The sequence below is a fragment of the Bacteroidota bacterium genome (genome assembly GCA_018698135.1).
GTDB lineage: Bacteria > Bacteroidota > Bacteroidia > CAILMK01 > JAAYUY01 > JABINZ01.
In genome coordinates, this window is record JABINZ010000089.1 from 1 (window position 1) to 3,011 (window position 3,011).

Consider the following 3,011-nt stretch of genomic DNA (forward strand, 5'->3'; position numbering starts at 1 on the left):
GTTGAGCCTAGTAATCCTGCTGCACCTGCGGATGCGGCAATTACAGGAGCTGCTGCAAGAGCAAATGGTGCAGCGATAATTGCCCCACCAACACATATAATGGCTACATTGTGTTTCTTGATAAAACGTCCAGTTGATTTGAGTATGTTTATTGCTTTCATGTCATTTTCCTTTTTTGTCTGTTTTTTATTTTTATCCACGATGTAAATTGGGGTTATTTAGTATGGTGATTAGGGTTACGTGACGTTACGTAACCGATAAAAAAAAAGCCCTGCAAATGCAGAGCTTTAATTATTCAAAGTTAGTATTGATCTATGTGATCTAGAGGGCTTTAGGAATATAGTTTTTATGTGGGGTCAAATGATATTTTTTTTATAGCCGGAATTAATGTATAAATTCCATTTAGATGTGATCGAGTAGAAATTATAAGTTTTCCGTTTACTTGGGTGCTAACAGCTTTGTTTATTTTAGATACAATTGACTTTCTATATGTCTGTGATTCGTCAAGTATCCAAGGAGATAACGAGTTTAATTTTGAGGTTGAGTCCGTAATATTAAGAGAATCTTTACCCCTATCAATGATGTCGAGCCGATTAAATATTGAATTCAGTTCAGTGAGGTGATTATTAATATTTTCTAACCATTTATATCCTTTGGCCTTTCTTTCATTGGCTAAGAATAAGAGAAAACTCACATGCGTTTGGGATAACTCAATCTCAATCTTGAGATTTGGATTTATTAACTTTACTGGGAGACGATCTTTTGGGCTGAATTTTTTTGGGAAGTGAAAGAGTAATTCATTAAAATTACTTATATCTTCTACATATTGGGTGACTCCCTCTTCTACATTAGTAAGTTTTGATAAAGACTCTATATCTTCAAATGTTAATACCTCATTGGTTTGTATCTCACTAAATATCTCTTTTATTTCAGAAAGAGCCTTTTCAAATTTTGCCCTAATAGCTGGATTTTCCTCAAGTTTTCTTTTTTGATACTTCTGTTTATAGACATGGGCCATAGAATTATCACCAAGGTTTTTATTAAATATATATAGATATGCATAGAGCCATGATGGAATATTTTTAGAACTTATATCGTATTTGGATAAATATTCATGGCACTCACCAATCCCTAAACTGTATTCATTGTCATTTAATAATTTTTTTAGACGCAATTCCTTTCTATTTAGAAATTTTGATGCTCCACCAACCACACCACCAACAATTGCTCCACCTGCAGCACCAATTGGTCCACCTAGTGCTCCGATTGCTAATCCTGAACTGACCATTAAACCAAAATTTTGAAAAATGCTATCAAAAGAATAGCCGGAATAATAATTGGGAAATTCTAATGAAATATCAGAAATCATTTTTTGTAATTCAGATTTTATAATTATACCAATGTTTGTAGTGGAGAATATTATATCCAGTAATCCAAAACCATGATTATCAATAAGCTTACGAAGTTTTATCTCTGCTAGTTTCGAATCTTCCTTATATAATGCAAGAATTAAAAGAAATTGATAATCAAGTTCTAATAGGTTGTCAGTTTGAATAAGTTCAACTACTTTTGCGTAATTACCTTCTTTAAACTCACTGGTTATTTCGGTACGTATCTCTGTCATGAATCCAACCCCTTGAAAAATCTTACTTAACTGTTTGTTATTATAATAAAATATCTGGTAGAAATTAAATATCTTCAAAGTGATTTATTTAATAAAATATTTGGTATTACAATGCCATCATTTATTCTTCACTTTTCGGTATAAGAATTACAGAGCATGAAACAACTCTTAATTAATTACTAAAGAAAGGAAATACATCATGGCAGCTATAATTCTTAAAGCTGGAAAACTTGTTCAGGTGGGTACAATCATTTTGCAAGCATTATCATTGATTGTGACAATCACAGAGACCGTAACCAGTAAAGCTAAAGATTCTCGCCAAACAGTCGGAGAAGATGGACCCGAAGACGAGCAGGACTAGTAGCAATAGCGTGAAGGTTCCTGCAAAGGCAGCACCATCGAGTACGGTCGATGTCTCTTTAAAACATATTCTGATAGGTTTTACCGCCCTGTTTGTAGGTACTACTATTACAATATCCGGAATTGTTATGTTGAGAGACTTTGCCAAATATAAACGGCAGCAGGCTTTACTTGATGGTGCTATTCGAATGATAAATACATTTAAAATTCAAGGAGAAGGAGAAGAAATTGGAAAAGAAAGATAACGGCGATGTGGTTATTGATAAAACCACAATCGATATCGCCAAGGAAATACTCGTAACAGTGGGACTGGTATTTGTCCTGACACGGGTGGTTCACTGTTTATTACTCCCTGGCTGTTATAAGTCCCATGAGTGATGTGAAACTCCGAATAAGATTCAACGGTCCAGCGATAGCGCAAACTGCAGCTGTCATTTCAAATGGAGTTGTTCTGGCTGCAAATGTTTATTTGCTTTCGTCAAATATTCAGCAGACAATCCGAACAACGAAACAAGCAAGAGTCTCAGACTCTTTGCAAACTGCTGTTGAGGTGGCGCAGTCGCTTGGATCGTTGACCAAACTCATTACTGATATAGTTGAGAAGAACCATGTCAAGAACAGTTCGGATATATAATCCTGAAGAACGAAGATTTTTAGAAGAAAACTTGTACTGTACGTACTGCGGGAATGCAACTGCTTTCCAGATAGATCTTAAACTAAAACATCTTCTCAAATCAGAATCCGGATGTGTATCGGTTGAATTATTCAAATCTTATTCTGATCGAGTAATGAATATCATAAAAAACAATGTGGACAAACTTCTTGAAAAAGGATTTGAGGGCAAACCGAGGTTCAGATGTGCTAACTGTAATGAAGCTGAGTCCCTTGATCTGCAAGGCAGGGTGTATGACTATTGCTCCTATAACTTTTGCCCAGGTTGTTTTACATGTGGAATTTGGATTGAAAAAGATGATCTTCTTGAAATGTGCACTGAGTGCATTACTGATAAAGAAGGAGCTATCGATGA

6 protein-coding genes are annotated in these 3,011 nt (G+C 35.1%); 4 read left to right on the plus strand and 2 right to left on the minus strand.

From position 1 onward, the window contains the following. Both HOG71_05540 and HOG71_05545 read right to left on the minus strand, forming a co-directional pair. Positions 1-200, minus strand: a 200-nt coding sequence (locus tag HOG71_05540) for a hypothetical protein (GenBank protein ID MBT5990298.1), incomplete at its 3' end; no start/stop codon positions are given. 146 nt (positions 201-346) lie between these two features. Then, a complete protein-coding gene (locus tag HOG71_05545) occupies positions 347-1,624 on the minus strand; it encodes a hypothetical protein (protein MBT5990299.1) in 1,278 nt (425 codons plus the stop codon). A gap of 199 nt (positions 1,625-1,823) precedes the next feature. Between HOG71_05545 and HOG71_05550 the strand changes: the two genes are divergently transcribed. The 4 genes from HOG71_05550 to HOG71_05565 form a co-directional block, all read left to right on the plus strand. Beyond that, a complete protein-coding gene (locus tag HOG71_05550) occupies positions 1,824-1,985 on the plus strand; it encodes a hypothetical protein (GenBank protein MBT5990300.1) in 162 nt (53 codons plus the stop codon). Beyond that, positions 1,960-2,229: a hypothetical protein gene (locus tag HOG71_05555; GenBank protein MBT5990301.1), complete on the plus strand. Its 270-nt coding sequence runs from the start codon at positions 1,960-1,962 to the stop codon at positions 2,227-2,229. The genes HOG71_05550 and HOG71_05555 overlap by 26 nt, the downstream gene beginning before the upstream one ends. Positions 2,230-2,363: 134 nt before the next feature. Continuing rightward, on the plus strand, positions 2,364-2,618 hold the full coding sequence (locus tag HOG71_05560; GenBank protein MBT5990302.1) for a hypothetical protein: 255 nt from the start codon (positions 2,364-2,366) through the stop codon (positions 2,616-2,618). Further along, a partial coding sequence (locus tag HOG71_05565; GenBank protein MBT5990303.1) for a hypothetical protein occupies positions 2,593-3,011 on the plus strand: 419 nt, incomplete at its 3' end. The genes HOG71_05560 and HOG71_05565, both read left to right, overlap by 26 nt.